This window comes from Bosea sp. RAC05 (genome assembly GCF_001713455.1).
GTDB lineage: Bacteria > Pseudomonadota > Alphaproteobacteria > Rhizobiales > Beijerinckiaceae > Allobosea.
This window is the reverse complement of sequence record NZ_CP016464.1, coordinates 1,583,767-1,607,286: the sequence shown is the minus strand read 5'-3', so window position 1 is coordinate 1,607,286 and position 23,520 is coordinate 1,583,767. Positions and strand designations below refer to the sequence as shown.

Annotated in this window: 23 protein-coding genes; 10 read left to right on the top strand and 13 right to left on the bottom strand. The window is 69.3% G+C overall.

Going from position 1 to position 23,520, the window contains the following annotated elements:
- Positions 1-18 precede the first annotated feature (18 nt).
- Positions 19-426: a peptidoglycan L,D-endopeptidase MepK gene (locus tag BSY19_RS11015; RefSeq protein WP_069054208.1), complete on the bottom strand. Its 408-nt coding sequence runs from the start codon at positions 424-426 to the stop codon at positions 19-21.
- A 432-nt stretch (positions 427-858) separates the two neighbouring features.
- Here BSY19_RS11015 and BSY19_RS11010 point away from each other — a divergent pair, with 432 nt between their 5' ends.
- Complete coding sequence (locus tag BSY19_RS11010; protein WP_069054207.1) at positions 859-1,230, top strand: hypothetical protein; 372 nt, start codon at positions 859-861, stop codon at positions 1,228-1,230.
- 16 nt (positions 1,231-1,246) lie between these two features.
- Here the strand turns inward: BSY19_RS11010 and BSY19_RS11005 are convergent, their stop codons facing one another.
- Positions 1,247-1,711 (bottom strand): nucleoside deaminase, encoded by a 465-nt coding sequence (locus BSY19_RS11005; protein WP_069054206.1) that lies wholly within the window; start codon positions 1,709-1,711, stop codon positions 1,247-1,249.
- A gap of 131 nt (positions 1,712-1,842) precedes the next feature.
- On the opposite strand from BSY19_RS11005, the gene BSY19_RS11000 reads away from it, so the two are divergent.
- Positions 1,843-4,011, top strand: a complete 2,169-nt coding sequence (locus BSY19_RS11000) for a pseudouridine synthase (RefSeq protein ID WP_171905127.1) — start codon at positions 1,843-1,845, stop codon at positions 4,009-4,011.
- A gap of 10 nt (positions 4,012-4,021) precedes the next feature.
- Positions 4,022-4,582, top strand: a complete 561-nt coding sequence (gene rsmD, locus BSY19_RS10995) for a 16S rRNA (guanine(966)-N(2))-methyltransferase RsmD (RefSeq protein WP_069054205.1) — start codon at positions 4,022-4,024, stop codon at positions 4,580-4,582.
- A 109-nt stretch (positions 4,583-4,691) separates the two neighbouring features.
- Here rsmD and BSY19_RS27530 read toward each other — a convergent pair whose 3' ends face one another.
- Positions 4,692-5,897, bottom strand: a complete 1,206-nt coding sequence (locus tag BSY19_RS27530; protein WP_171905126.1) for a hypothetical protein — start codon at positions 5,895-5,897, stop codon at positions 4,692-4,694.
- Positions 5,898-6,056: 159 nt separating this feature from the next.
- On the opposite strand from BSY19_RS27530, the gene BSY19_RS10980 reads away from it, so the two are divergent.
- The 6 genes from BSY19_RS10980 (at position 6,057) to BSY19_RS10955 (ending at position 9,274) form a co-directional block, all read left to right on the top strand.
- Complete coding sequence (locus BSY19_RS10980) at positions 6,057-6,320, top strand: CopG family ribbon-helix-helix protein (protein WP_069054202.1); 264 nt, start codon at positions 6,057-6,059, stop codon at positions 6,318-6,320.
- 5 nt (positions 6,321-6,325) lie between these two features.
- On the top strand, positions 6,326-6,658 hold the full coding sequence (locus BSY19_RS10975) for a type II toxin-antitoxin system RelE/ParE family toxin (protein WP_171905125.1): 333 nt from the start codon (positions 6,326-6,328) through the stop codon (positions 6,656-6,658).
- Between the two features lie 95 nt (positions 6,659-6,753).
- Positions 6,754-7,659, top strand: a complete 906-nt coding sequence (locus BSY19_RS10970; protein WP_083247531.1) for a DMT family transporter — start codon at positions 6,754-6,756, stop codon at positions 7,657-7,659.
- Positions 7,660-7,848: 189 nt separating this feature from the next.
- A complete protein-coding gene (locus BSY19_RS10965; RefSeq protein ID WP_150129578.1) occupies positions 7,849-8,511 on the top strand; it encodes a hypothetical protein in 663 nt (220 codons plus the stop codon).
- The gene (locus BSY19_RS10960; protein WP_083247530.1) at positions 8,508-8,882 is read left to right on the top strand and encodes a DUF2019 domain-containing protein; all 375 of its coding nucleotides are present in this window, start codon (positions 8,508-8,510) and stop codon (positions 8,880-8,882) included. The genes BSY19_RS10965 and BSY19_RS10960 overlap by 4 nt, the downstream gene beginning before the upstream one ends.
- 44 nt (positions 8,883-8,926) lie before the next feature.
- A complete protein-coding gene (locus tag BSY19_RS10955; RefSeq protein ID WP_236840509.1) occupies positions 8,927-9,274 on the top strand; it encodes a DUF2019 domain-containing protein in 348 nt (115 codons plus the stop codon).
- Between the two features lie 9 nt (positions 9,275-9,283).
- On the opposite strand, the gene mutL is transcribed toward BSY19_RS10955, so the two are convergent.
- The 8 genes from mutL to BSY19_RS10915 all read right to left on the bottom strand — a co-directional run bounded on the left by mutL (position 9,284) and on the right by BSY19_RS10915 (position 20,289).
- The gene (gene mutL, locus BSY19_RS10950; RefSeq protein WP_069054198.1) at positions 9,284-11,089 is read right to left on the bottom strand and encodes a DNA mismatch repair endonuclease MutL; all 1,806 of its coding nucleotides are present in this window, start codon (positions 11,087-11,089) and stop codon (positions 9,284-9,286) included.
- A gap of 263 nt (positions 11,090-11,352) precedes the next feature.
- Positions 11,353-12,648, bottom strand: a complete 1,296-nt coding sequence (locus BSY19_RS10945) for a M16 family metallopeptidase (protein ID WP_069054197.1) — start codon at positions 12,646-12,648, stop codon at positions 11,353-11,355.
- A 51-nt stretch (positions 12,649-12,699) separates the two neighbouring features.
- A complete protein-coding gene (locus tag BSY19_RS10940) occupies positions 12,700-14,001 on the bottom strand; it encodes a M16 family metallopeptidase (RefSeq protein WP_371126613.1) in 1,302 nt (433 codons plus the stop codon).
- 171 nt (positions 14,002-14,172) lie between these two features.
- Positions 14,173-14,814: a hypothetical protein gene (locus BSY19_RS10935; protein WP_069054195.1), complete on the bottom strand. Its 642-nt coding sequence runs from the start codon at positions 14,812-14,814 to the stop codon at positions 14,173-14,175.
- Between the two features lie 75 nt (positions 14,815-14,889).
- The gene (lspA, locus tag BSY19_RS10930; protein ID WP_069054194.1) at positions 14,890-15,372 is read right to left on the bottom strand and encodes a signal peptidase II; all 483 of its coding nucleotides are present in this window, start codon (positions 15,370-15,372) and stop codon (positions 14,890-14,892) included.
- Complete coding sequence (ileS, locus tag BSY19_RS10925) at positions 15,369-18,446, bottom strand: isoleucine--tRNA ligase (protein ID WP_069054193.1); 3,078 nt, start codon at positions 18,444-18,446, stop codon at positions 15,369-15,371. The genes lspA and ileS overlap by 4 nt, the downstream gene beginning before the upstream one ends.
- A 304-nt stretch (positions 18,447-18,750) precedes the next feature.
- Positions 18,751-19,719 carry a bifunctional riboflavin kinase/FAD synthetase gene (locus tag BSY19_RS10920; RefSeq protein WP_069057005.1) on the bottom strand — a complete coding sequence of 323 codons (969 nt, stop codon included), beginning with the start codon at positions 19,717-19,719 and terminating at the stop codon, positions 18,751-18,753.
- A 126-nt stretch (positions 19,720-19,845) separates the two neighbouring features.
- A complete protein-coding gene (locus BSY19_RS10915; RefSeq protein ID WP_069054192.1) occupies positions 19,846-20,289 on the bottom strand; it encodes a MaoC family dehydratase in 444 nt (147 codons plus the stop codon).
- A 267-nt stretch (positions 20,290-20,556) separates the two neighbouring features.
- Here BSY19_RS10915 and BSY19_RS10910 point away from each other — a divergent pair, with 267 nt between their 5' ends.
- Positions 20,557-20,940 (top strand): response regulator, encoded by a 384-nt coding sequence (locus BSY19_RS10910; RefSeq protein WP_069054191.1) that lies wholly within the window; start codon positions 20,557-20,559, stop codon positions 20,938-20,940.
- A gap of 13 nt (positions 20,941-20,953) precedes the next feature.
- On the opposite strand, the gene BSY19_RS10905 is transcribed toward BSY19_RS10910, so the two are convergent.
- Together BSY19_RS10905 and BSY19_RS10900 are read right to left on the bottom strand one after the other, a co-directional pair.
- Entirely contained in the window at positions 20,954-21,823 is an 870-nt protein-coding gene (locus tag BSY19_RS10905) for a TIGR01459 family HAD-type hydrolase (RefSeq protein WP_069054190.1), read from the bottom strand.
- Between the two features lie 116 nt (positions 21,824-21,939).
- Positions 21,940-23,412, bottom strand: coding sequence for an EAL domain-containing protein (locus tag BSY19_RS10900; protein ID WP_069054189.1), 1,473 nt, complete (start codon positions 23,410-23,412; stop codon positions 21,940-21,942).
- Positions 23,413-23,520 lie beyond the last annotated feature (108 nt).

Sequence of the window (23,520 nt, the reverse complement as noted above, 5' to 3'; positions counted from 1 at the left end):
GCCGGCCGCGCCGGGGCCTCAGCGGCCGCGTGTGTTGTAGGCGAGGCGGCGATTGCCGCGCTTGGTGCCGAACCAGGCGAATTCGCGGTCCCCGACATCGACATGGACGAGGCCGTTCGAATAGGAGCCGACGCCGCCGACGGCCTCGAGGGTCTTGGCGACCGCGGCGGCCTTGCGCGGCGTCGTCGCCAGGGGACGGAAGTCGATGGCGTTGCCCCGGTAGTGCTGGGAGTTGCGGGCGTGGCGTCCGCCGCAGGTCGAGGTGATCTGAATCGGGCCGATCTTCTCGACCAGTTCCCGGATCATGGTGACGGTTTCGGCCTTGAGGCAGCGCAGTCCTTTGACCTGGGGCTGGAAGGAGACTTTCTCGAGCGCGGCGTCCGCTCGCGCAAGCACAGGCACAGCGACCGTGAAGATCACGGCCATCACAATACAACGCATTACTAACCTGACGTGAGGGGGAGAGTGGAAGGCTCAAGCCACCATCACATGGTCTGGCTGAGCGGTTCGAGGGCACCACTAGACCGCTGACAAGGCAAAAGCAAGGCATGGCCGATTCGGATGATCTGAACCTCTTGTCATCGGGCCCACGATGGACGATCTCCCAGCGACCATAACCTTTCCAAAGGACCGCTGGTCCATGCCTCTATACGATCCCTCACGGTCGCTCTGCCCTCCTCCATCACACCCTGCCGCGAGCGCCGGGCCCGGCTCCTCGCCGGAGCGACCCCAGCCTCATCCATGCGGATTGTCGGGTTTGCGTTGACCCGCGGCTAACTGCCCGGCCGGTCGACGCGGGAAGGGCGCGATTTCCCATGGTAAGGGGTTGTTTACAGACGTTCCGTCGCGGAGGCGCCCATGCCTGACGAGGTGCAGAACTATCTGACGTCGGAGATCGAAACCCTGCGCAGCGCGGTCTTCAGGGCCGGCGCGCTGAATGCCAAGACCCTCGGCCCCGCGGCCGAGAAACATCTCGAAAACGTGCTGCGCTTCGTCACGATATCCGCCGCTCTGGAGGACGCGACCTATCTCGCCGTGACCCGGATCGCCGTCTTCGCACGGGCGCTCTATGCGCAGGTGCCGGTCGCCGAGAGCGAAGCCGCACGGCGCGAGGCCCTGGCCGCGGTGGACGCACTCGCGCTGCAGCTCGACGGTGCCGCCCGGCCCAAGGCCGATGTCCCGGCCGATCGCGGACACGTCGAAAGCGCCCGGCAGCCTCTGGCTGGCTGAACCGGCCCCCCGGAGATCAGCGGCGGTCCTTGAAAAAATCGCGCAGCAGCGCCGCCGCCTCGCTCTCGCGCAGGCCGCCATAGACCTCCGGCTGATGGTGGCAGGTCGGGCTGGCATAGAGCCGGACGCCGTTCTCGACCGCCCCGCCCTTGGGATCACCGGCGCCGAAATAGAGCCGGCGAATCCGGGCGAAGGAGATCGCCGCCGCACACATCGGGCAGGGCTCGAGCGTCACGTGGAGATCACAGCCGATCAGGCGCTCGGAGCCCAGCGCCTCGCAGGCCAGCCGGAGCGCCAGCATCTCGGCATGGGCCGTCGGGTCCTTCAGCTCCAGCGTCCGGTTGCCGGCGCGCGCGAGCACGACGCCGTCGCGGGTCACGACAGCGCCGACCGGCACCTCGCCGCGCGCGGCGGCGGCGCGCGCCTCGTCGAAGGCAAGCGCCATCGGATCGGGCGCCGGGACGGTGCGCAATTGCGGCATGGGACCTCCGTTTTGGCGCTCGCAGGCGCAGGGACGCTCTGCTACAAGCGCCGGCTATACCTCAGTTTTCGAGCCTGCCTGCGTTTGCGACCGCGCCCGTCGCGTTCGCCGCGGCACGCTCAGGAGCCATCATGAGCGACGACAACAATCAGAAAAGCCGGGGCCCGCGCAAGGGCGGTGGAACCGGCGGACGCGGCGGCGGGTCCGGTGGTGGCCGCGATGGCGGCGGCTTCGGCGGCAAGGGGCCGCGTCCCGGCGCATCGGCCGGCGGCGAGCGCAAGCCGTTCCGTGGCCGCAGCGACAGTGCCGAGCGTCCGGCGCGGGCGGACGCCCCGGCGCGCCCGTTCCGGGCCCGCCCCGATGGCGAGCGCAGTGCGAGCCGCCCGCCGCGCGAGGGCTTTGCGCCCCGTGGCGAGCGTGCGGGCGGAACCGGCGCCGGGCCCAAGCGCTTCGACAAGCCCCGCTTCGACCGTCCCCGTTCCGACGGCCCGGCCCGTCCGCGGCGCGCCCGCGAGGAGGCCCCGGCGCCCGAGGCCAAGCTGCTGCCCTCGCTGATCCAGGAGCCCGAGCGCATCGCCAAGGTGATGGCGCGCGCCGGCGTCGCCTCGCGCCGCGACAGCGAGGCGATCATCCTCGAAGGCCGCGTCAGCGTGAACGGGCGCGTGATCGACAGCCCGGCACTGGATATCGGCCCCGACGATGTCGTGCTGATCGACGGCGAGCCGCTGCCGGCGCGCGAGCGCACGCGGATGTGGCTCTACCACAAGCCGCGCGGGCTGGTGACGACCAACCATGATCCCGAAGGCCGGCCGACGGTGTTCGACGCGCTGCCGGAGGATCTGCCGCGCGTACTCTCGATCGGGCGACTCGACATCAACACCGAGGGCCTGCTGCTGCTGACCAATGACGGCGGCTTGGCCCGCATGCTGGAACTGCCGGAGACGGGCTGGCTGCGGCGCTACCGCGTGCGCGCTTTCGGTTCGGTGACGCAGGACAGGCTCGACACGCTGCGCGACGGCGTCACCATCGACGGCGTGTCCTATGGACCTGTGGTGGCGCGTTTCGAGCGCCAGCAGGGCTCCAACACCTGGCTGACGGTCGATCTGCGCGAGGGCAAGAACCGCGAGGTCAAGACGGTGCTCGAGCATCTCGGCCTCGACGTGAACCGGCTGATCCGGGTCTCGTTCGGGCCGTTCCAGCTCGCCGACCTGCCCGAGGGCGAGGTCGACGAGATCCGCTCGCGCGTGCTGAAGGACCAGCTCGGCGAGGAGCTGATGGCCAAGGCCGGCGTCGATTTCGAGGCGCCGCGCCGCGACGAGCTGCCGCCGGCCCCGCCGAGACCTCCCGTGAGCAAGGCTGCGCCCAGCGGCGAGGACCGCCCGCGGCGCAAGCGTGAGGGCGACGAGTCGGATGGCAAACCCGAGCGCTGGAAGAGCGACGCCGTGCGCACGCCCTCGCTCGACGATCGCAGCGACAAGCCGTGGAAGCGCACCGTCTGGCGCGATGCCGAGGCCGAGCCGCAGCGCGAGCGCAAGGCCCCGCCGCGCCGCGGCGCCGACCCCAGGGCCGAGCGCCAGACGCGCGAGGCCAGCGGCGAGGTGGTGCGCCGCCGCGACAAGGCGATCGCCGATCCCAAGGGCCGGCGCGTGCTGGTCGAGCGTGTCGGCGCCCCGCCCCGCGAGGAACGTGCGGAGCGCCCGGCGCGCGAAGGCGTCAACCCGAAGCGCAGGCCCGACCGCCTGCCGCGCAGCGAGCGCGGCGAGCGAAACGCCGCGGAGGCGCGCCAGCCCCGCGCAGCTGAACGCGCCAGCAGCAGCGAGCGTCCGGCCCGCCGCCCCCGCATTGAAGGCGGCGAGCGCGACCGCACGCAGGAGCGGCCGTGGCAGGATGCCGGGCCGCGCACGGAGCGTCCCGCGCGGGCGCCGAGACCCGAGAGAGCCGGCGGCGACAGGCCATACAGCGAGCGGCCCGACCGCGCGCCCCGCGGCGACAGGCCCGAGAGGGCGCCGCGCGAGGGCGGCGAGCGTCCGCCGCGTCGTTCCGACGACGCTCCGGGCGGCGCCAAGCGCAGCTATGCGGCGCGCTCCAGCGAACGGCCCGCGGGCCGCAGCGGCGAGCGCAGCGGGGGCAAGCCCTTCGGCGCCAAGCCCGGTGGCGGCAAATCGTTCGGCGGCAAGCCCGGTGGCAAGCCGGGTGGCGGCCGGCCCTTCGGCGGCAAGCCGGGCGGCGGTGGACGTCCGGGTGGTGGCCGCCCCGGCGGCGGGGCCAAGGGGCCGCGCTCCGGCGGCAAGCGGGACTGACGGCTTGCCGATGCGGATCGTCGGCGGACGTTTGCGCGGGCGGGCGCTGGCCGGCCCCAAGCCGGGGATCGGGACCATCCGCCCGACCTCGGACCGCCTGCGCGAATCCCTCTTCAACGTGCTCGCCCATGCCTATGACGACCCGCTCGACGGCGCGCGCGTGCTCGACCTCTTCGCCGGGACCGGAGCGCTCGGCTTCGAGGCGCTGTCGCGCGGCGCCGCCTTCGCGCTGCTCGTCGACGATGGCACCGAGGCGCGCGGGCTGATCCGCGAGAACCAGATGGCGCTCGGGCTCGCCGGCCACAGCCGCGTCTTCCGGCGCGACGCGAGCAAGCTCGGCCCGATCAGCGCCATGGACCCCTTCGCGGTCGTGTTCTGCGACCCGCCCTATCGCAAGGGCCTCGGCGAGACAGCACTCGCCTCGGCCCGCGACGGCGGATGGCTGGCACCCGGCGCGCTGGTGATCCTGGAGGAAGCTGGCGATGTCGAGATCGCCCTGCCCGACGGGTTCGAATTGCTGGAGCGGCGGGAGTACGGGGAGACGCAGGTTCTGATCCTGCAGGCGGCTTGAACGCGACGCTTTTTTCGAATAGCCCGCGGCGACACAGGCCGCGCTGGCATTTGGCATCTTATGCCCAGCGATCAAGAGCCCGATCACACGAGTCGGGCTTCAGCGCGAATCAGAAGTCTTTCTTCGGCGTCGCTGCATCGGGCGCTATCTCTTGAAATGCAGCCATCAGCAATTGGAGCGCCATCTGACAGGTGTCGCGCTCTGGTACGATGCCGATGCTGCTGGCAGCCTCGGCCCAGGCAAAATCCGTGTTGATAGAGCCGTCCAGGCTTTTGAGCTTGGTCTCAATCGCCTTGATGGCAATACGAGCACGACCGAATTCATTCTCCGAGACGAAGATGCTGACATAGCCGCTCCGAAACTCGAAGCATTGCTTCACAAACGCGTAGTGCGCGTAAGAGCGCTTGAGCACGTTGACCGGGCGGCGCAACTCGCGTTGGCGCTCTTCTTCGGCGCGTTGTGCTTCCGCACGCTTGCGAGCAGCCTCCTCTTCGGCGGCTCGTCGCCGGTCTTCCTCAGCCCGTTGCATTTCTGCGCGGCGAAGCTCCGCCAGGCGAAGCTCATCTGCTCGCCGCAGGTCCGCAATGCGCTGCTCTTCGATGCGGCGCTGCTCCGCCTCGATGCGAGCTCTTTCCGCATCAGCGCGCTGTCGTTCCATTTCGATGCGCTGCGCTTCCAGTTGCGCCGCAACAAGGCGTGCACTGGCTAGAACCGGCCTGAGTGCGGGAAAGCAAGCTTCCATGGCCATTGGCGGGAGGCGCCGGAACTCCTCCAGCACAGGCCGCGCCATCACGTGGCGCGCTTGGCTTAGCCTAGCATCCATACGGCGCGTGAAGCTTGCTAGGACATCCACGTCCGTCTTGGGATTTCGCAGCAGGTCGTCCTGCTCGACCCCGGAGAAATCGCGTCCAGCGTCCTGAACCTCGTGAATTTGCAGCATGTCGGGGCAGCGAACCGGCTTATTAACCGTTACGGTGAGACCGCCTGGAGCATTCATACGAACGCGGGCAGCGCGCGGAAAGTCCGCGAAATACGGCCCATCGACAAAGCTCCGCCCAGTGCCCGCCCCATAGAGCCGATCATGCTCACTGACCAGGAGCAGACCCTCGGCACGACATTGGCTGCCGAAGGCACGTCTCGCGCCCTCACGGATCGCTTCGTCGGTCGCGGCAGTCGTTGTGCCCTGCGAGACGAGAACGCGCGTGGCACACTCGGTTGCGGCCCGCACCGTCGGGGCAAACATGCGCCTATTCTGATCTTGGGCGGCAGCACTACCCGCCGACGCCCACACTACCAACACAACCAGCAGACGCATCACCAGAAACTCCCCGCTTCCAGCTATACGCAAAGGAGAACGCGAATCTAGAGCAGTTTCACCTGTCGTTAACCGCAATCGACTGCGCAGCACTCACCCGATTGCCCATTGGGCCTCCCATGACTCTGTGATACACTGTCATACAGCGAGGAGCCGACCGTGAGTAGTCCTGACCTTTCCGAGCCGATCTCGCTGCGCCTGCCCAGCAGCATCCTCAGCGAGATCGAGGCGATCGCCGCCGCATCCGAGCGCACGCGCAGCTGGGTCATCGTGCGGGCCCTGAAGCGTTACCTCGCGACGGAGGGCGCCGAAATCCTCGCAGCTGTCGAGGGGCGCGCGGCCCTGGCAGACGGCGAAGGCCATGACCTCGACGACGTGATCGGCGAGATCGAACGCATCATCCGCGCGGGCAAAGCGGCGTGAAACGAGTGCTGCTGGCGCCCGCCGCCAGAGCCTTCCTCCTGTCCGAGGCCAGCTATCTCCGCCAGCACAGCCCGCGGGCGGCCAAGCGGTTTCTGGAACGGCTGCGCGAAGCCCGCCGGTCTCTCGGCCGCTTCGACCAGCTCGGTTTCAGCCATGACGCGCTGCCGATCCTCGGTATCCGCCGATTGATCGTCGGCGATTACATCCTCGACTATTTCCTTGGCGAGACGATCATGATCGTCGCCATCCGCCACGGCCGTCAGCGCGACCCGGATCTGGACGACGACCGGGACGAGGATTTCGAGGTTCCTCCTCCGCCGGGCGACGCAGCCGACTGATTTCAGCCGTAACGGTCCGCCCGATGCCCTTCGCGCATCGGGCCGCCGCCGAAATCGCATGACGCCGGGCGCACCGGCCCGCGCATAGTCGCACGATGTCGCAACCGCCCGGCCGTTCGCTGCTGCTCGTCCCGCTGCTCGGGCTGCTCTGGGGCTTCAACTGGCCGGCGGTGCGGATCGCGCTGACCGAGATCGCGCCCTGGACGCTGCGGGCCAGCGGCATGACCTTCGCCGGCTTGTTCCTCGTCGCGGTGGCGCTGGGGCGCGGCGTGCCGCTGGCGGTGCCGCGGGCGCAATGGCTTCGACTGGCGGCCGCCGGGCTGTTATCGATCGCGGCCTTCAACATCCTGCTCGCCTTCGCGCAGTTGGCCGCGCCGACCTCGCGCGCGGCGATCCTGACCTTCACCATGCCGATCTGGGCGACGCTGCTCGCGCGCTTCATCCTGGCCGAGCCGATCGACCGGCGGCGGCTGGTCGGCCTCGGGGTGGGCATCGCGGGGCTCGCCTGCCTCGGCCTGCCGCTGATCGCCGGAGGCGGCCTCTCCTTCGGCCTGCTGCTGGCGCTGGTCGCGAGCGTCAGCTGGGCGCTGGGCACCATCGTCAGCAAGCGCTGGCCGGTGAGCGCGCCGGCGCTGACCATCGCCGCCTGGCAGCTCCTGATCGGCGGGGCGACTGGGGGGCTCGGCATGCTCGTCTTCGAGGGCGTGCCGGTGCCCAAGATGCTGGAGGCGCGGACGGTGGCGGCGCTCGCCTTCCACATCCTCGGTGCGCAGGCGCTGGCCTATGTGCTCTGGTTCACGGTGATCGTCAGGCTGCCGGCCGGCATCGCGAGCCTGGGCACGCTGATGGTGCCGGCGGTGGGCGTGCTCGGTTCGGTGCTGCTGCTCGGCGAGCGCCCGACACCGAGCGACTGGCTCGGCCTCGCGCTGGTGATCGCGGCGTCAGGCTCGATCCTGATCCCGGGACGGGCGAAGGCGGGGGGCGTCGCCGAAGCCGGCTGAGCCGCGGAGCCGCCGTCTGCCGCGGGGATAAGCGGCCCATCTTGTCCCCGGTAGGCTCCGCGTGCCTGATCTTCGCATCCGTCGCGGAGGTCAGACGCACGGATGCCCCTTCCCTATCCAGATCACTGGCGTTCCCGAAGCGCCGCGCTGCAGCGCAGGCGGCTTGCGAGCCAGATCGCCGGCGACCGGATGATGCGGGCGCTGGCGCGGCTGCAGGCGCTCGTCGAGAAGGCCGGCTTCCGCGAGGATCAGCCGCGCATCCCCGGCGGCAATGGCCGCGAAAGCGGACGGTGGCGGTATGTCGAGGGCTATGCGCAGGGCCGGCAGCCAGGCATCGGCGACAATGGCGGGCCGTCGCTCGACCCGCCCGACCCTCCGAAAGAACCGCCCAGGGACAAGGTCTCGAAGACCCAGGCCGCCAAGGCACTGGCTAGGCAGATCGCATTCGCAGCGGCCCGGCGAGCGGGCCCGATCGGCGCGGTCATCACCGTCCTCGAGGCGGGCCACTGGCGGTACTCCGAATGGCCGTCGATCCGGTCCTATCAGGATCCGCCCCAATCACTGGCCGAACTCCAGCAGCAGGCGGGGCAACGGCGGCCGGGTTATGACGACCATCACATCGTCGAGCAAGGTGCGGGAGTGCGTGAAGGCTTTCCGCGCTCGATGCTCGACGGCCCCGACAACGTTGTCAGCGTACCCCGCTACAAGCATCATGAGATCACGGGGTGGTACACCAAGCCAAATCCCGATTTCGGCATGCAGTCGCCGCGCGCTTACCTTCGTGGCCGCGACTGGGCAGAGCATGTCCGCGTCGGCCATGAGGCCCTGCGTCAATTCGGAGTTCTCAAATGAAGCGCGATGAGGATTTGGGGGCGCTGTCCAGTGAGGAGATCGTCAAGCGCTTCGAGCAGCTCTGCATCGAGCAGTACGACGCCATGGATCGCGAAGAACGAGGGCGGGTCAACCGCCTCGTCTGGCGCATTCATGCCTTGGAAATGGAACTGAAATCGCGCCCTGGTGATCAACGCCGCCTTCTTCGGCGCTTCTTCGGCCACTCGAACATGCAGGTTCGGCTCTCAGCAGCACACGCCAATCTCGCGATCGACTACCCGGCTGCCCGTCGCGAGATTCAGGATATCGCCGACTCCAAATGGGGTCCGCAATGCGGAGACGCTGGCATGACCCTCATCAATCTGGACAACGGGATCTATCGGCCGACCTGAACCGAAGGGAGAATTCGATGAGGCGCAGCACAAGGTTAAGCTGCTTGCCGGACAGCGAACTCCTCGCCCGCTTCGAGAAGCTGTGCGTCGAACAGTACAACGCTCTCGATCGCCAGGAGTACGCGGCTTTCAATCGACGATACGATCGGATCCAGGCGATCGAAGACGAGCTGAAGTCGCGTCCCGGGGATCAGCGCCGCATCCTCCTCCAGCTCTTCGGTCATCCGAACATGCAGGTCCGTTTGACGGCTGCACGTGCCACCCTTGCCGTCGATTATCTCGCCGCCCGTCGCGAGATACAGGAGATCGCCGCCTCCAAATGGGGTCCGCAATGCGGAGATGCCGGCATGACCCTGATCAATCTGGACAACGGGATCTATCGACCGACCTGAGCCGCCCCCTCACCGCCTCCCGAACAGCCGCTCGATGTCGGCGAGCTTGAGTTCGACATAGGTCGGGCGGCCATGGTTGCACTGGCCCGAATTGGGCGTGACCTCCATTTCGCGCAGCAGCGCGTCCATCTCCTCGGGGCGGAGCCGACGGCCGGCGCGGACGGAATTGTGGCAGGCCATCGTCGCCAGAACATGGTCGAGGCGTCGCTCCAGAGAACCGGCGGTTCCATGCTCGGCCAGCGCGTCGGCAACGTCGCGGACGAGCTTCTGGAGGTTGCCGCCGGCGAGCTGCTGGGGCGCCTCACGGACCAGCACCGCGCCCGGACCGAAGGGCTCCAGCCTCAAGCCGAGCGTCGCGAGATCGTCCGAAGCCGCGTTCAGCCGGTCGGCGTCGACGGGGTCGAGTTCGACCACCTCGGGCAGGAGCAGAGGCTGCGTGGCGATCCCGCTGCGGGCGCGCTCGGCCTTGAGGCGCTCATAGACGAGACGCTCATGGGCGGCGTGCTGGTCGACGATGACGACGCCCTCGCGCGTCTGGGCGACGATATAGGTTTCGTGGAGCTGGGCGCGAGCCGCGCCAAGCGGCCGGTCGAGCGCATCCGGCGCGGGCTCCGCGAGATGGGCGCGGGCGTCGGCCGAGGCGACCTCGAAGCCGGCGAAACCCTGCTGCGGGCGGGCGTCGAAGCCGGTCGCGGGCGCGTTCCAGGCGGGCGTGTCCGGCAGGGTTGGGCGCAAAGGCGAGGTGCTGTTGCCGGTGCCAGCGAAAACCGCGCGGAAGGCCTCCAGCGTGCGGGCGCCGCCGGTCGTGGTGGCGCGGTGGCCCGCCTCCGCCAATGCCGCCTTCAGCCCGGAGACGACGAGGCCGCGGACCAGTTGCGGATCGCGGAAGCGGACCTCGCTCTTGGCCGGATGGACGTTGACGTCAACGGCGCGCGGATCGCAGGCGACGTCGAGGAAGAGCACGGGGTGGCGGTCGGAGGGCACGACGTCGGCATAGGCGCCGCGCACGGCCGAGAGCAGCAGCTTGTCGCGCACCGGCCGGCCATTGACGGCCAGATGCACGCCGGCCGAGGTGCCGCGGTGAAAGGTCGGCAACCCGGCGAAGCCGGTGACGTGGACGCCCTCGCGCGCGGCGTCGAGCCGGAGCGCATTCTCGGGGAAATCGCGGCCGAGCGCACGGCCTAGACGGCGCAACTGCCCCTCCTCGCCAAGCGCTTCCGCCGGCCAGTCGAAGGGCGAGACGTGCTCGCCCTCGAGCGAAAACCGGATCGCCGGATGGGCGATGGCGAGGCGCCGCAGCATCTCCGAGACGGCCTGCGCCTCGGCCCGGTCGCTCTTGAGGAATTTCAGACGGGCGGGGGTGAAGGCAAAGAGATCGCTGACCTCGATGCGGGTGCCGATGGCTGCCGCGACGGGACGGACCACGCCCTTCTCGCCGGCCTCGACCACGAGGGCGACGCCCTGGGGGGCATCGTGGCGGCGGGTGGCGATGGAGAGCCGCGCGACCGAGCCGATCGAGGGCAGCGCCTCGCCGCGGAAACCGAGCGACTGGATCGCGAAGAGGTCGCCATCGGGAAGCTTCGAGGTGGCGTGGCGCTCGACGGCGAGCGCGAGATCCTCGGGCGTCATGCCCGCGCCGTCGTCGACGACGCGGATGAGCTCGCGCCCGCCCGCCGCGATGGTGACGGCGATGGCGCGCGCGCCGGCGTCGATGGCGTTCTCGACCAGTTCCTTTACCGCAGCAGCCGGCCGCTCGATCACCTCGCCGGCGGCGATGCGGTCGACCAGAACGGGATCGAGGCGGCGGACGGGCATGCGGGTTCCGGGGCGGTGGGCAGCGCGGCGAATCGGGGGGCCGCGTTGCGGCAGGATAGTGGATGGGGACGAGTCGTGCCCAAATCGGATTCGCCAGCCCCAAATGAACGGGCGCGGGGAACCCCTCCCCCTTGTGGGGAGGGGCAGGGGTGGGGGTCGGGCCGCTCGGTCAGCGGTCACCAAGCGGAACCACCCCCATCCCCATACCCTTCCCCACAAGGGGGGAAGGGAGGAGCGCTACTGGGCCGGCCTCGTCTGCGAACTCACACCAGATCGACCGGCCGGCCCACTGCCTGGACCAGCAGGCGCGGGTCGCCGAAGAGGCGCTCTGCCACGCGCTTGACGTCGGCCAGCGTCACCGCGGCGAAGAGGCTGTTGCGTTCGCTGAGGAACTCCGGCTCGAAGCCATTGACGGCGAGGCCGAGCAGTTCCGAGGCGATCTTCGGCGAGGTGTCGAAGCGCAGCGGATAGGAGCCGATGATGTAACGCTTGGCCTCCGCGACCTCGTGCTCGCTCGGCCCCTCATTGGCCAGCTTGGCCATCTCCTCGCGGATCACGCTCATGGACTCGGCGGCGCGCTCGTTCTTGGTCGCGGTCCCGCCGACCAGCATGGCGCCCTGGCGCAGCGGCATCAGGCTGGACGAGACGCCGTACGCAAGGCCGCGCTTCTCGCGCACCTCCATGAAGAGCCGCGAGGTGAAGGCCGAGCCGCCGAGGATGTGGTTGAGCACGCTGCCGGCGATGAAATCGGGATCGTGCCGCATCAGGCCGGGGCCGACGAAGCGCAGCACGGTCTGCGGCACGTCGAGATCGATGGTGTGGGTCTGGCCGAGACCCTGGATCGGCAGGGCCTCGCCGGGCTGCGCACGCGGCAGCCCTTGCGGCAGCGCGCGGAAGATCTGGTCGAGCCGGCTTGCGAGTTCGTCTGCGGTGATGTCGCCGACGACGACCACCTTGAGCCCGGCGCGAGCGAGCAGATCGCGCGAAAGCCCCTTCAGCGCCTGGGCCTCGAGACGCGAGACGCTGTCGACGTCGCCCTTCTCGGGCCGGCCATAGGGGTGGCCGGGGAAGGCGGCAGCGTAGAGCGCGTTGCGGCAGAGGGATTCGGGGTTCTGGGCCTGGCGCTGCAGCCCGGAAATGACCTGACCCTTGACCCGCTCGACGGCGTCGGCATCGAAGCGCGGGGCGTTCAGGGACAGCGCCAGCAGCTCGAAGGCGGTGTCGCGGTGGCTCGACAGCGTCTGGAGATGGCCGTGGAAGTCGTCTCGGCGCGCATCGAAGCCGAGGCTGATGGCGTGGTCGGCGAGCCGGCCCTGGAAGGCCTCGGCGTCGAGATCGCCCGCGCCCTCGTCGAGCAGGCCGGAGACGAGATAGGCGCTGCCGGCGGCGTTCTCGGGATCGCGCGTCGCGCCGCCGTCGAAGGCGAAGTCGACCGCGATCAGCGGCAGGCTGTGTTCCTCGACCAGCCAGGCCTCGACGCCGGCGGGCGAGCGGACCTTCTGGACCGGGACCGAGGGGCCGGCGAGGCTGGTGGCGGCAGCGGGAATCGGAGCGTTCATGTCATGTCCTGGCTCGGGCCGGAACGCGGCCCCGTGCGGAAGGAGGACGGATCAGGCGGAGGGCAGGAGCAGGCCGGTGACGCCACGGTCGGGCCGCAGATAGCGTCGCGCCGCCTCGACGACCGCCTCGCGCGGGACGGCCTCGATGCGCGCCGGCCAGGCCAGCACGTCCTCCACCGTCTCGCCGACGGCCAGCGACGCGCCGAAGATGCGGGCGAGCGAGGACTGGCTGTCGCGGGCGAAGATCGTCTCGGCGACGAGGCGGGTGCGGGCGCGGGCGAGTTCGAGTTCGCTCGGCCCCTCGCTGAGGAAGGCCGCGAGCGCGGCATCGAGGCCGGCTTCCAGCGCCGCCATCTCGACGCCCGGCCGCGGGCTGACCGAGAGCTGGAAGGCGGCGCGGTCGACCATCGACCCCATGAAGTAGGCGCTGGCGCCGGAGGCCAGATCGGCCTCGACGCAGAGGCGGCGATAGAGCCGCGAGGTGGTGCCGCCGCCGAGGATCTCGGCCAGGAGCTCGAGCGCGAAGACCTCGCCGGCGTCGCCGCTGAGATAGGTCGGCGTCAGCCAGCCGCGCCGCAGCGAGGGCTGGCGCACGCGCGGGTCGCTCAGCGAGACGCGTCGCGCCGCACGCGGATCGGGCTCCGCCGGGCGCTTGCGGACCGGGGCCTCGCCGCGGGCGGGAATGGCGCCATAGGTCTCTTCGGCAAGGCGGCGGACCGTGTCGGCGTCGGTGTCGCCGGCGACGACGAGGATCGCGTTCTCCGGCGTGTAGAAGCGCTGGTAATAGGCGAAGGCGTCGTCCCGGTTCAGGCCCTCGATCTCGTGCTCCCAGCCGATGATCGGCGTGCCATAGGGGTGGTGGACGAAGAGCGCGGCCGAGAACTCCTCGCCGAGCTGGGCGGCGGGGTCGGCATCGACGCGCATCTTGCGCTCTTCCAGCACGACGTCGCGCTCGGGCCCGACGACGCTCTCGTCGAAGGCCAGCCCGGTCATCCGGTCGGCCTCGTAATCCATCATCGCGCGGAGATGCTCCTTCGGCACGCGCTGGAAATAGGCGGTGTAGTCGAAGGAGGTGAAGGCGTTCTCCTGGCCGCCGAGCCCGGCGACGATCTTGGAGAACTCACCCGCCGGCCATTTCGCCGTGCCCTTGAACATCAGGTGCTCGAGGAAATGGGCGATGCCGGACTTGCCGGCCGGATCGTCGGCCGAGCCGTTGCGGTACCAGACCATATGGGTGACGACGGGGGCGCGCCGGTCCGGCACCACCACGACGTCGAGACCATTGGCCAGGCGGAACGATTCCACCGGCTGGGCGGCCTTCAGCGGCTGCGCATGCATGTTCACCCGGGCCATCTCCATGATGCAGCGCGCATCGGCGCCGCGTGCAGCGGTCAATGAGGCGGCGCGGCCGTCAACCGGCGCCCCCCCTCTTCCGGCACTTAGGCGCTGAAGGCGCGGAACGCCAGTGCGCAGGCGCAGTCCCAAAGCCGCAGCGTCGCGCGCTCACGGCTTCGGCATCGCGCCTCACTGCATCGGGATCTGGCCGGTGAGGAATTCGCGCTGGCCGACCGCCTGACGATCCTCGACCGGGCCGCCCTGGCCGGGGCCGAGCGGCGCCGAACCGACGGGGCGGCGATAGCCGACCGGTGGCTCGGCCAGCGTGCGGCGCGGCGGCTCTGAGCCATAGGTGAGCTGGTCGAGCGCGGTCTGGTTCTGGCGGCTGGCGAGTTCGCGGCCGACCCGGATCGGCGCGATCTGGTTGTTGTAGTTGTTGTGGTCCTCGGCGATCACCGGGCGGCCGGCATCGCGGGTCGTGCGGCCGCGGCGCAGCTCTTCCTGGCTCAGCATCGGGTTGTTACGCCAGTTCGGGTTGAACACCGGAACGCGCGAGGCCTCCGCCTCGGCGCGGCGGGCGGCGACGTCGGGATCATTGGGCCAGGCGGCATTGCGGGTGCTCGCCGGCGCCTGCGGGCGCGGCAGGGTCGAATTCGGGGGCACGACCAGCGGCGGGCGCTGGCGGTACTCGATGTCGTCGCCCGGACGGCCGCCGATGACGCCTTCCATCAGGTTCTTGAAGAGCATGCCTTCCTGGGCCAGCGCCGGCTGGGCCGCCAGAACGAGGCCTCCGGCCAGCAGCAAATGCGTCACGCGGATGCGATGCGCCATGTCAAACCTCCCTCGGGGATATTGCTTCCCCGTATCAAACCGCAAACGAACGGCAAAACGATGGCGGGGCCGGGTTCAGGCCGCATTTTCGGCCGCCGGCCGGAAGGACTCATACAGCAGCCCGACCACCCCGACAACGATGGCGGCATCGGCGACGTTGAAGATGTACCAGCTGAAGCTGCCCCAGTGCAGGTGGACGAAGTCCACGACCGCCCCATAGACCGCGCGATCGAGCCCGTTGCCGAGCGCCCCGCCGACGATGAGGGCGAGGCTGGCGACCGTCAGCGGCCGCGGCTCGCGCCACATCCAGCGGCCGAGCCAGATGGCGGCTGCGATCGAGATGACGACGAGCCCCCAGCGGCCGATGTCGCTGTGCTGCTGGAACAGCCCGTAGGAAATGCCGCGGTTCCAGGCCAGTACGATGTCCATGAAGGGCAGGACGGCAAACGGGCCGGTCTCGGCCAGGCGCAGGCCGAAGAGCAGCCAGAGCTTCAGCGCCTGGTCGACGACGAAGACGACCAGGACGATGGCGAGACCGAGGCGGCGAACCGGCGTCACGCGGCGCCCCGGCCGAGTTCGCGCAGCGCCTTCGCGTCGCGCGGGGTAACCGTCGGATAGGCCGGATCGGCGGTCGCGGGGTCGAAATAGCGCCAGGAGCGCGCGCATTTGACGCCGTCGGCGCGGTGCGGGACCACCGCGACGCCCGGCACCTCGGGCAGTCGGACGGCATCAGTGGGGCCCTCCCCGCTCTCGACGCGGATGGCGGAGGTGATGCTGATCTCGGCGAGATCGGCCCCCGACAGCGCGGCGAGCAGGTCCGGATCGGAGACGAAGACCTGCGGGGCGGCTTCGAGCGAGGAGCCCAAACGCTTGGCCGCACGCTCCAGCTCGAGTGCGCCGGTGACGACGCGGCGGACCTTGCGGATCTTGCCCCAGCGCTCGGCGAGCTCGGAATCGAGCCAGGCGGCCGGGGCCTGCGCGAAGAGCTCGAGATGGACCGAGCCGTCGAGCGTCTTCTGCTCGGGATAACGCTCCAGCCAGGCTTCCTCGGCGGTGAAGACCAGGATCGGCGCGAGCCAGGTCGTCAGGCAGCGGAAGAGATGGTCGACGACGGTCAGCGCGCTCTTGCGGACATGGCTCGACAGCGGATCGCAATAGAGCACGTCCTTGCGGACGTCGAAATAGAAGGCCGAGAGCTCGGTGTTCATGAACTGCGAGAGCAGCGTCACGACCTTCTTGTAGTCGTAGGTGCGGTAGGCCTCCTCGACCTGCGGGCCGATCTCGGCCAGCCGGTGCAGCATCAGCCGCTCCAGTTCCGGCATGGTCTGGATCTCGGCGACGCGGATGTCCTCGCTGAAATGGGCGAGCGTGCCGAGCATCCAGCGCATCGTGTTGCGCAGCTTGCGATAGGTCTCGACGAAGGTCTTGAGGATCTCCTTGCCGATGCGCAGATCGTCGGAATAGTCGGCGGCCGCGACCCAGAGGCGCAAGATGTCGGCGCCTGAGTCCTTGATGATGTCCTGGGGCGCGGTGACGTTGCCCTTGGACTTCGACATCTTCTCGCCCTTCTCGTCGAGGCAGAAGCCGTGCGTCAGCACGATGTCGTAGGGCGCGCGGCCGCGCGTGCCGCAGCTTTCGAGCAGCGAGGAATGGAACCAGCCGCGATGCTGGTCCGAGCCCTCGAGATACATCACCCGGTCATTGCCGCCGTCGCCGCGACGGCGGGCGCGCAGATCGGCGCGCTTCTCCAGGGTGAAGGCATGGGTCGAGCCTGAATCGAACCAGACGTCGAGCACGTCGGTGACGCGCTCGTAGCGCGCCGGGTCATAGCCGAAGGGCTTCAGGAAGCGGGCGCCGTCGGTGTCGGTGAACCAGGCGTCCGCCCCTTCAGCCTCGAAAGCCTCGGCGATGGCGGCGTTCACCTTCGCGTCGACCAGGATCTCCTTGCTCTCCTTCGCGACGAAGACCGTGATCGGCACGCCCCAGGCGCGCTGGCGCGAGACCACCCAGTCCGGGCGGTTGGCGATCATGCCGTTGATGCGGTTCTCGCCGGCGGCGGGGACCCATTGCGTGTCCTTGATCGCGCCGAGCGCGACCTCGCGCAGGGTGCGGTTGCCCAGCGTGTCGACGCCCTTGTCCATGGCGATGAACCATTGCGGCGTGTTGCGGAAGATGACCGGCTTCTTCGAGCGCCAGCTATGGGGATACTGGTGCTTGAGCCGGCCGCGGGCGACGAGGTTGCCGGACGCCGCGAGCGCCTTGATGACGACCTCGTTGGCGTTGCCCTTCTCGCCCTTGTCGGTGATGACCTGCGCGCCCTCGAAACCCGGCGCGTCCTTGGTGAAGCGGCCATCGGCATCGACGGTGTAGGGGATGCGGGTGTCTATACGGGCCGAAGCGACTATCGGCGCTTCAAGACGCTGTTTGTTTGACATCCATACATCGAAGTCTTCTCGACCGTGGCCCGGCGCGGTGTGCACGAAACCAGTCCCGGCGTCATCCGTAACGTGATCGCCGTTGAGCAAGGGCACTTTGAACGTATAGCCCCCAGCAAGGCCTGCCAGCGGATGCGCGCAACGAATCGTCTCAAGCTCCGCCGCTCCTACATCGCGGAGGCGCTTTAGTTCCTGAACTTTGGTCGCCTTGGCAAAGTCATTCGCCAGACGGTCTGCGATGATGAATACGTCACCTTGCTTGGCCCAGTTGCCCTCGGGCGCAGCGATCACCTGAAACACGCCATACTGGATGCGATGCGAATAGGAAATCGCCCTATTGCCGGGAATCGTCCAAGGCGTGGTTGTCCAGATGACGATACGCGCTGTCAAAAGATCAACCGATGACAGCTCGGCCTCAACCTGTCCGGGCACAAACTGGCGACCGAATTCCAAGCCGCGCTGCTCATAAACGAGCGGCACAGACGCCGGGTTCTGATCGTTGTAGCTAAGTATCGGAAACGCCACGAACACCGTGTCGCTCGTGTGCTCCTCGTACTCGACCTCGGCCTCGGCGAGCGCGGTCTTCTCGACCACCGACCACATCACCGGCTTGGAGCCGCGATAGAGCTGGCCGGTCTCTGCGAATTTCATGATCTCGCGGGCGATCTGCGCCTCGGCCGGGTAAGCCATGGTCAGGTAGGGATCGTCCCAGTCGCCCTCGACGCCGAGCCGCTTGAACTCCTCGCGCTGGACCGAGACCCAGTGCTCGGCGAAGGTGCGGCATTCCTTGCGGAACTCGACGACATCGACGTCGTCCTTGTTCAGCCCCTTGGCGCGGTACTGCTCCTCGATCTTCCACTCGATCGGCAGGCCGTGGCAGTCCCAGCCCGGGACGTAGTTGGAATCGAAGCCCAGCATCTGCTGCGAGCGCGTGACGAGGTCCTTCAGGACCTTGTTGAGCGCATGGCCGATATGGATGTTGCCGTTGGCGTAGGGCGGGCCGTCATGCAGGACGAAGCGGTCGCGGCCTTTGCCGGCCTCGCGCAGCTTGCGGTAGAGGTCCATCTTCGCCCAGCGGGCGAGCAGTTCAGGCTCGCGCTGCGGCAGGCCGGCCCGCATCGGAAACTCGGTCTGGGGCAGGAACAGGGTCTGGGAATAATCGGTCGCGTCGGTCTTGTCGGCGGTCTTGTCGGTCATGGTCCGGCTCGGGCAAGGCGGGCTGGCCTGCCATCATCGTCTGGCGTGGCGCTGTCCGCGGTGAAACTGAATAGAAAAGCGACGGTCACCCGGCTTGCGCGAGCGCCCGCGCCTAGCGCGGGGCGGCAGCCGGGCCCGTAATTCGCCGGAGCGGAATGAGGGGCCTATCGCAGAATGAGCTCATGACCGGCTTCTAGATCAAAATGGCTTGCGCAGGAACCTCTTCGTCATCCTCGCCGACGCGAAGCGGGGCGCCGGGCTGACGATGCATTGCCGATGGCGGTCGCGCTCTCGCAAAGCCCCCTTACGGACGGAAGGGCGGCGTCCTGGCGAGGATGTCGCGCGCACGGGCGCTGTCTTCGTCCATCTGGGTGATCAGGGCTGGAAGCGAGTCGAACTTCGCCTCGCCGCGCAGCCAGGAGACGAAGGCGACGTCGACCTGCTGGCCGTAGAGATCGCCGCTGAAATCAAACACGAAGGTTTCCAGCCGCGGCGCGCCGTCGTCGAAGGTCGGGCGGCTACCGAAGCTGGCGACGCCGTCATGCCAGATGCCGTCGATCTTCATGCGCACGGCATAGATGCCGTATTTCAGCCGGCAGTCGCGGGGCAGATGCAGGTTGGCGGTGGGGTAGCCGAGCTCGCGGCCGCGCTTGTCGCCATGCGCCACCACGCCGCGCACGAACCAGGGCCGGCCGATCATCGCCGCGGCGCGGGCGACGTCGCCCTGCTCCAGCGCGGTGCGGATCAGCGTCGACGACACCGCCTCGCCCGCCCAGGCGAAGGGCGGCACGACGATGACGGGGATGCCCTCCTTCTCGCAGCGCTCCCGCAGCATCTCGGGCGAGCCGGCCCGGCCCTGGCCGAAATGGAAATCATAACCGCAGACGAGGCCGGCGGCGCCGAGCCGCCCGAGCAGGAGATCGTCGATGAAGGCCTCGGCCCGGATCGCGGCGATGTCGCGGTTGAACGGCAGCACGAAGGTGAGCGGCAGGCCGAGCCCGCCCAGCAGTTCCGCCTTCACGCTCGGCGAGGTCAGGCGGAAGACCGGTTCCTCGGGCCGGAAGACGCTGCGCGGATGGGGCTCGAAGGTCAGGGCCGCCGGCCGCCGGCCCCGTTGCCGCGCCAGCTCCACCGCCTCGCGCGCCAGCTCGGCATGGCCGCGATGGACGCCGTCGAAATTGCCGAGCACCAGCACGGCGCCGCGCAGGGCCGCGGGGACGGGCTTGGCGGGGTCGATCACGAAACTGGACGAGGCTTCGGCGGAATCGGTCATCAGGTCGGCCATCCGGGCAGCCGGCACGCGCCGGTCCGGCCCGTCATTGGCCAGCGGCGGCGAGGCGTCAAGCCGGCCGCATCGCTGCGGGGCAGGCCGATGCGGGCAGAGCTGCCGGGGGCCGGCTCAGTCTCGCGGGCGGGCCGGCGGCAGGGCGACCCAGGCCTCACCCTCGAGCACGGCCTTGCCGTCGACGAGGCATTCGCAGAACAGCCGCGCGCGGCGACGCTCCGCCACCAGTTCCATCACCTCGACCCGGGCCGTGACGACGTCGCCGATCTTGACGGGGGCGAGGAAGGTCAGCGTCTGCGAGAGATAGACCGCCCCCGGCCCCGGCAGCCGCGTGCCGAGCAGGGCCGAGACCAGGCTCGCGGTCAGCATGCCATGGGCGATGCGCTGGCCGAACTTGGTGTTGGCGGCGTAGCGGTCGCAGAGATGGATCGGGTTGGCGTCGCCCGAGAGGTCGGCGAAGAGCGAGATGTCGCGCTCCATCACCGTCCGCATGAGGCTCTGGCTCATGCCGATGGTCAGGTCCTCGAAGGCGTGGACGGTATAGAGGGCGCTCTTCATCGGTGCGGATGCCTCGGCCCGGTCGCGGAGGCGGGGCGTGCCGCCGGACCGATCTGTGCTGCACCGCAACCTCTCACAGCAGCGGAAAGCCGACCATTGGACTTTCGTGGCTGGTGGCAAAAGCCCGGTGACCAAGGGTCACTCCGGCATTGGATTAACGGCTTTGAAACAAGGCCGCGCTAACGCTGGGTCCACTGACTGCCGCCGCGCTTGCAGCGGCCCGGCGCGGCATGATCCGCGCCGTCACCGTTTGCTTGGAGCACCGCAATGGCTCTAGACCCGTCCATGCCCATTCTGGTGGTCGATGACTACCAGACGATGGTTCGGATCATCCGCAACCTCTTGAAACAGCTCGGCTTCGAGAATGTCGATGATGCGTCCGACGGGCAGGCCGCGATCGCCAAGATGCGGGACAAGCGCTACGGGCTCGTGATCTCCGACTGGAACATGGAGCCGATGACCGGCTTCGAGCTGCTGCAGCGGGTGCGCGAGGAAGACGCGCTGGCCTCGACCCCCTTCATCATGGTGACGGCGGAGTCGCGCACCGAGAACGTCATCGCCGCCAAGAAGGCGGGCGTGAACAACTACATCGTCAAGCCGTTCAACGCACAGACGCTGCGCTCGAAGATCGAGTCCGTCTGCACCGGCTGAGGCAGCCGACGCCTCACCAGACCAGATGCGGCAGCGCGTAGGCCGGGCGGTGGCTCTGCCGCCCGAACCAGCCGTGGCGCTCATCCCAGGACGCCTCCATCAGATCCTGCGCGTGGATGCCGGCCAGCACCATGATGCCGGTGATGCCGAAGGCCTCCGCGCCGGCGATGTCGGTGCGGATCGCATCGCCGATGCCGCAGATCCGCTCGCGCGGAATCGACCGGCCGAGTCGGGCCTCGGCCAGCGCCAGCGCGGCGGCGTAGATCGGCGCATGCGGCTTGCCGGCATAGATCGCCCGGCCGCCGATCTCCTCATAGGCGAGCGCGACCGAGCCGGCGCAGGGTATGATCCTGCCGCCGCGCTCGACGACGAGGTCGGGATTGGCGCAGATCATCTCGAGGCCGCGGGCGGCGAAGCCGGCGAGCAGCCCGGCATAGGTCGCAGCCGTATCGGTCTCGTCGTCGAGGAGCCCGGTGCAGAGGACATACTCCGCCGCCTCCGGCGCGACCTCGGGCGCGTCGAGCCCCGCGACCAGCGGCCGGTCCCGCTCCGGCCCGAGCCTGAACATGGGACGGCCGGCCCGCGCCGCGATCAGGCCGCGGCAGACATCGCCGGAGGTGACGATCGCGTCCCAGGCCGAGCGTGGCACGCCGAAACCGTCCAGCTGCTGCTCGATCACGGCGGCCGGGCGCGGCGCATTGGTCACCAGGACCACGACGATCCCGCGCTCGCGCATCGCGACCAGCGCGGCCACCGCCTCGCGAAAGGCGGCGACGCCGTTGTGCACCACGCCCCAGACATCGCAGAGGCAGAGATCGAAACGATCCGCGATCCGGGAAAAGCCCGGCAGCTCGAGCGTCGCGGCGGTCTGGGTCGGCGGCACGTCGGGTCACTCCCTGTCAGAGCGGCTGCTCTACAGCATCGCCGCGTGGCCCGCACCCCGGGGCAGCGGGATAGGTGCCTCTCGAATTCGGGAGAGCGCCTGGTCTGGCCGGCCTATCAGGCGGTCGCGCGGCGCAGGACGGAGCGGAAGGACTGGCGCTCCGGCGGCGCCTCCGGAGGCGGCGCCGGCGCGGGTGCGGGATAGCCGACCACCTCCGCCGTCCGCGCCTCGGCAACGGCCACGGGCGGCGGCTCGGGAGCGGCGGAGGCCGGCGCCGGCTCCGCGAAGACGTCCGGCTTCACCGGCCGGGGCGGCGAGAAGACCAGGCCCTGCCCCATGGTGACGCCGAGATCGATCATGTCCGCCACCGTCGGGTCGTCCGCGACCTGGTCTGCGATCAGCACCACCGAGGCGCGCGCCAGCAGCGCGGCGAGATCGGAGGGGGCGATGTCGGCCGTCTGGTTGTCGGCCTGCTCCATCAGCAGCGCCGCCGGCGCCTTCACGAAGCGGATGCCGCGATCGAAGAGCGCGACGGGATCGACCCTCAGATCAGCCAGTTCATCGAGCGCGAAGCGCACGCCATTGGCCGACATCGCGCCGAGCAGGCCGAGGCTGGTCGGATCGAGCCCGCGGAAGACCTTCTGCGGCATCTCGACGACGAGATGGCCGGTGTGCTCCCGGTATTTGTCGAGGATGCGCGACAGCGTCGCCAGCGCCTTCGAGGAGTTCCAGGTCGCCGTGCTGAAGTTGCAGGAGACGAAGAGTTCGCCGGGCTTGGAGCCGAGATGGCGGGCGATGGCCAGCGCCCGCGTCAGCACCAGCGCATCGAGCGTGGGCCCAAAGCCGCGCTCCTCGATGACCGGAATGAATTCATGCGGGAGCAGCAGCGTGTTCTCGTCGAGCCGCAGGCGCACCAGCGCCTCGTAGCCGCGGGTGCGGCGCTGCGGCAGCTGCACGATCGGCTGCAGATGGACCTCGACCCGTCCCTCCGAGAGCGCCGTGCTGATGACCGAGGCCTGTTCGGCGGCGGCGTGCTCCTCGGCCTGCCGCGCCGCTTCGGCGCGTTCGGCGGCGAGCACCCGCAGGCGCTCCTGGCGGGCGGCTTCCGGATCGACGACCACCGGCGGCGCGGCCACGGCGTGAAGCTCCGGCGCGGCCGCGGGCATTGCGCGCGACTGCAACGTCGCCAGGGTCGTGTCGTGATCGGCGAGCGTCGTCGCGACCTGGTGGATGAGATCGCCGAGCAGACCGACCTCCGCGGTCAATTCGTTGATCGCGGCCCGGGCGGGCGCGGCATCGGCATCGCGCATCGGCATCTGCTCGACGCGCTTCGACAGGGCGTCGAGCCGGATCGCATTGGTGGCGAGGCGGACCTTCACTTCGCCGACAGCCGCCAGGACCTGCTCCCGCTGCGCGAGCGACCGCCGCTCGGACAGCCAGATCGAGCCCATCGCGCCGGCGCCGACCAGCACGAGACCGAGCGCGGCTCCCAGCGGAGCCGGCCACAGCAGCGTCAAGACCGCGCCCGCGGCCAGCCCGGTGACGGCACTGGCGAGGGGATGAAGAGCGTTCGGTCGGAAACGGGCCAAGGCAGCGATCGCGCAAGGGGTTGGTCGGGACAGACGGCGAATCACACCACTGCCACAACACTACCTTTCAACCCGCCTGCAAGCGAGCTTCAGCCTGTTTCGGCGAAC

Coding starts and splice junctions, on each gene's coding strand:
- BSY19_RS10935 (WP_069054195.1), bottom strand. CDS start 14,814: ATGGCGCATCGCATCCGCGTGACGCATTTGCTGCTGGCCGGAGGCCTC.
- BSY19_RS27530 (WP_171905126.1), bottom strand. CDS start 5,897: ATGCGTCTGCTGGTTGTGTTGGTAGTGTGGGCGTCGGCGGGTAGTGCT.
- BSY19_RS10910 (WP_069054191.1), top strand. CDS start 20,557: ATGGCTCTAGACCCGTCCATGCCCATTCTGGTGGTCGATGACTACCAG.
- rsmD (WP_069054205.1), top strand. CDS start 4,022: ATGCGGATCGTCGGCGGACGTTTGCGCGGGCGGGCGCTGGCCGGCCCC.
- BSY19_RS10945 (WP_069054197.1), bottom strand. CDS start 12,648: ATGAACGCTCCGATTCCCGCTGCCGCCACCAGCCTCGCCGGCCCCTCG.
- BSY19_RS10940 (WP_371126613.1), bottom strand. CDS start 14,001: ATGGCCCGGGTGAACATGCATGCGCAGCCGCTGAAGGCCGCCCAGCCG.
- BSY19_RS11010 (WP_069054207.1), top strand. CDS start 859: ATGCCTGACGAGGTGCAGAACTATCTGACGTCGGAGATCGAAACCCTG.
- BSY19_RS11000 (WP_171905127.1), top strand. CDS start 1,843: ATGAGCGACGACAACAATCAGAAAAGCCGGGGCCCGCGCAAGGGCGGT.
- mutL (WP_069054198.1), bottom strand. CDS start 11,089: ATGCCCGTCCGCCGCCTCGATCCCGTTCTGGTCGACCGCATCGCCGCC.
- ileS (WP_069054193.1), bottom strand. CDS start 18,446: ATGACCGACAAGACCGCCGACAAGACCGACGCGACCGATTATTCCCAG.
- BSY19_RS10960 (WP_083247530.1), top strand. CDS start 8,508: ATGAAGCGCGATGAGGATTTGGGGGCGCTGTCCAGTGAGGAGATCGTC.
- BSY19_RS10920 (WP_069057005.1), bottom strand. CDS start 19,719: ATGACCGATTCCGCCGAAGCCTCGTCCAGTTTCGTGATCGACCCCGCC.
- BSY19_RS11005 (WP_069054206.1), bottom strand. CDS start 1,711: ATGCCGCAATTGCGCACCGTCCCGGCGCCCGATCCGATGGCGCTTGCC.
- BSY19_RS10965 (WP_150129578.1), top strand. CDS start 7,849: ATGATGCGGGCGCTGGCGCGGCTGCAGGCGCTCGTCGAGAAGGCCGGC.
- BSY19_RS11015 (WP_069054208.1), bottom strand. CDS start 426: ATGGCCGTGATCTTCACGGTCGCTGTGCCTGTGCTTGCGCGAGCGGAC.
- BSY19_RS10915 (WP_069054192.1), bottom strand. CDS start 20,289: ATGAAGAGCGCCCTCTATACCGTCCACGCCTTCGAGGACCTGACCATC.
- BSY19_RS10970 (WP_083247531.1), top strand. CDS start 6,754: ATGTCGCAACCGCCCGGCCGTTCGCTGCTGCTCGTCCCGCTGCTCGGG.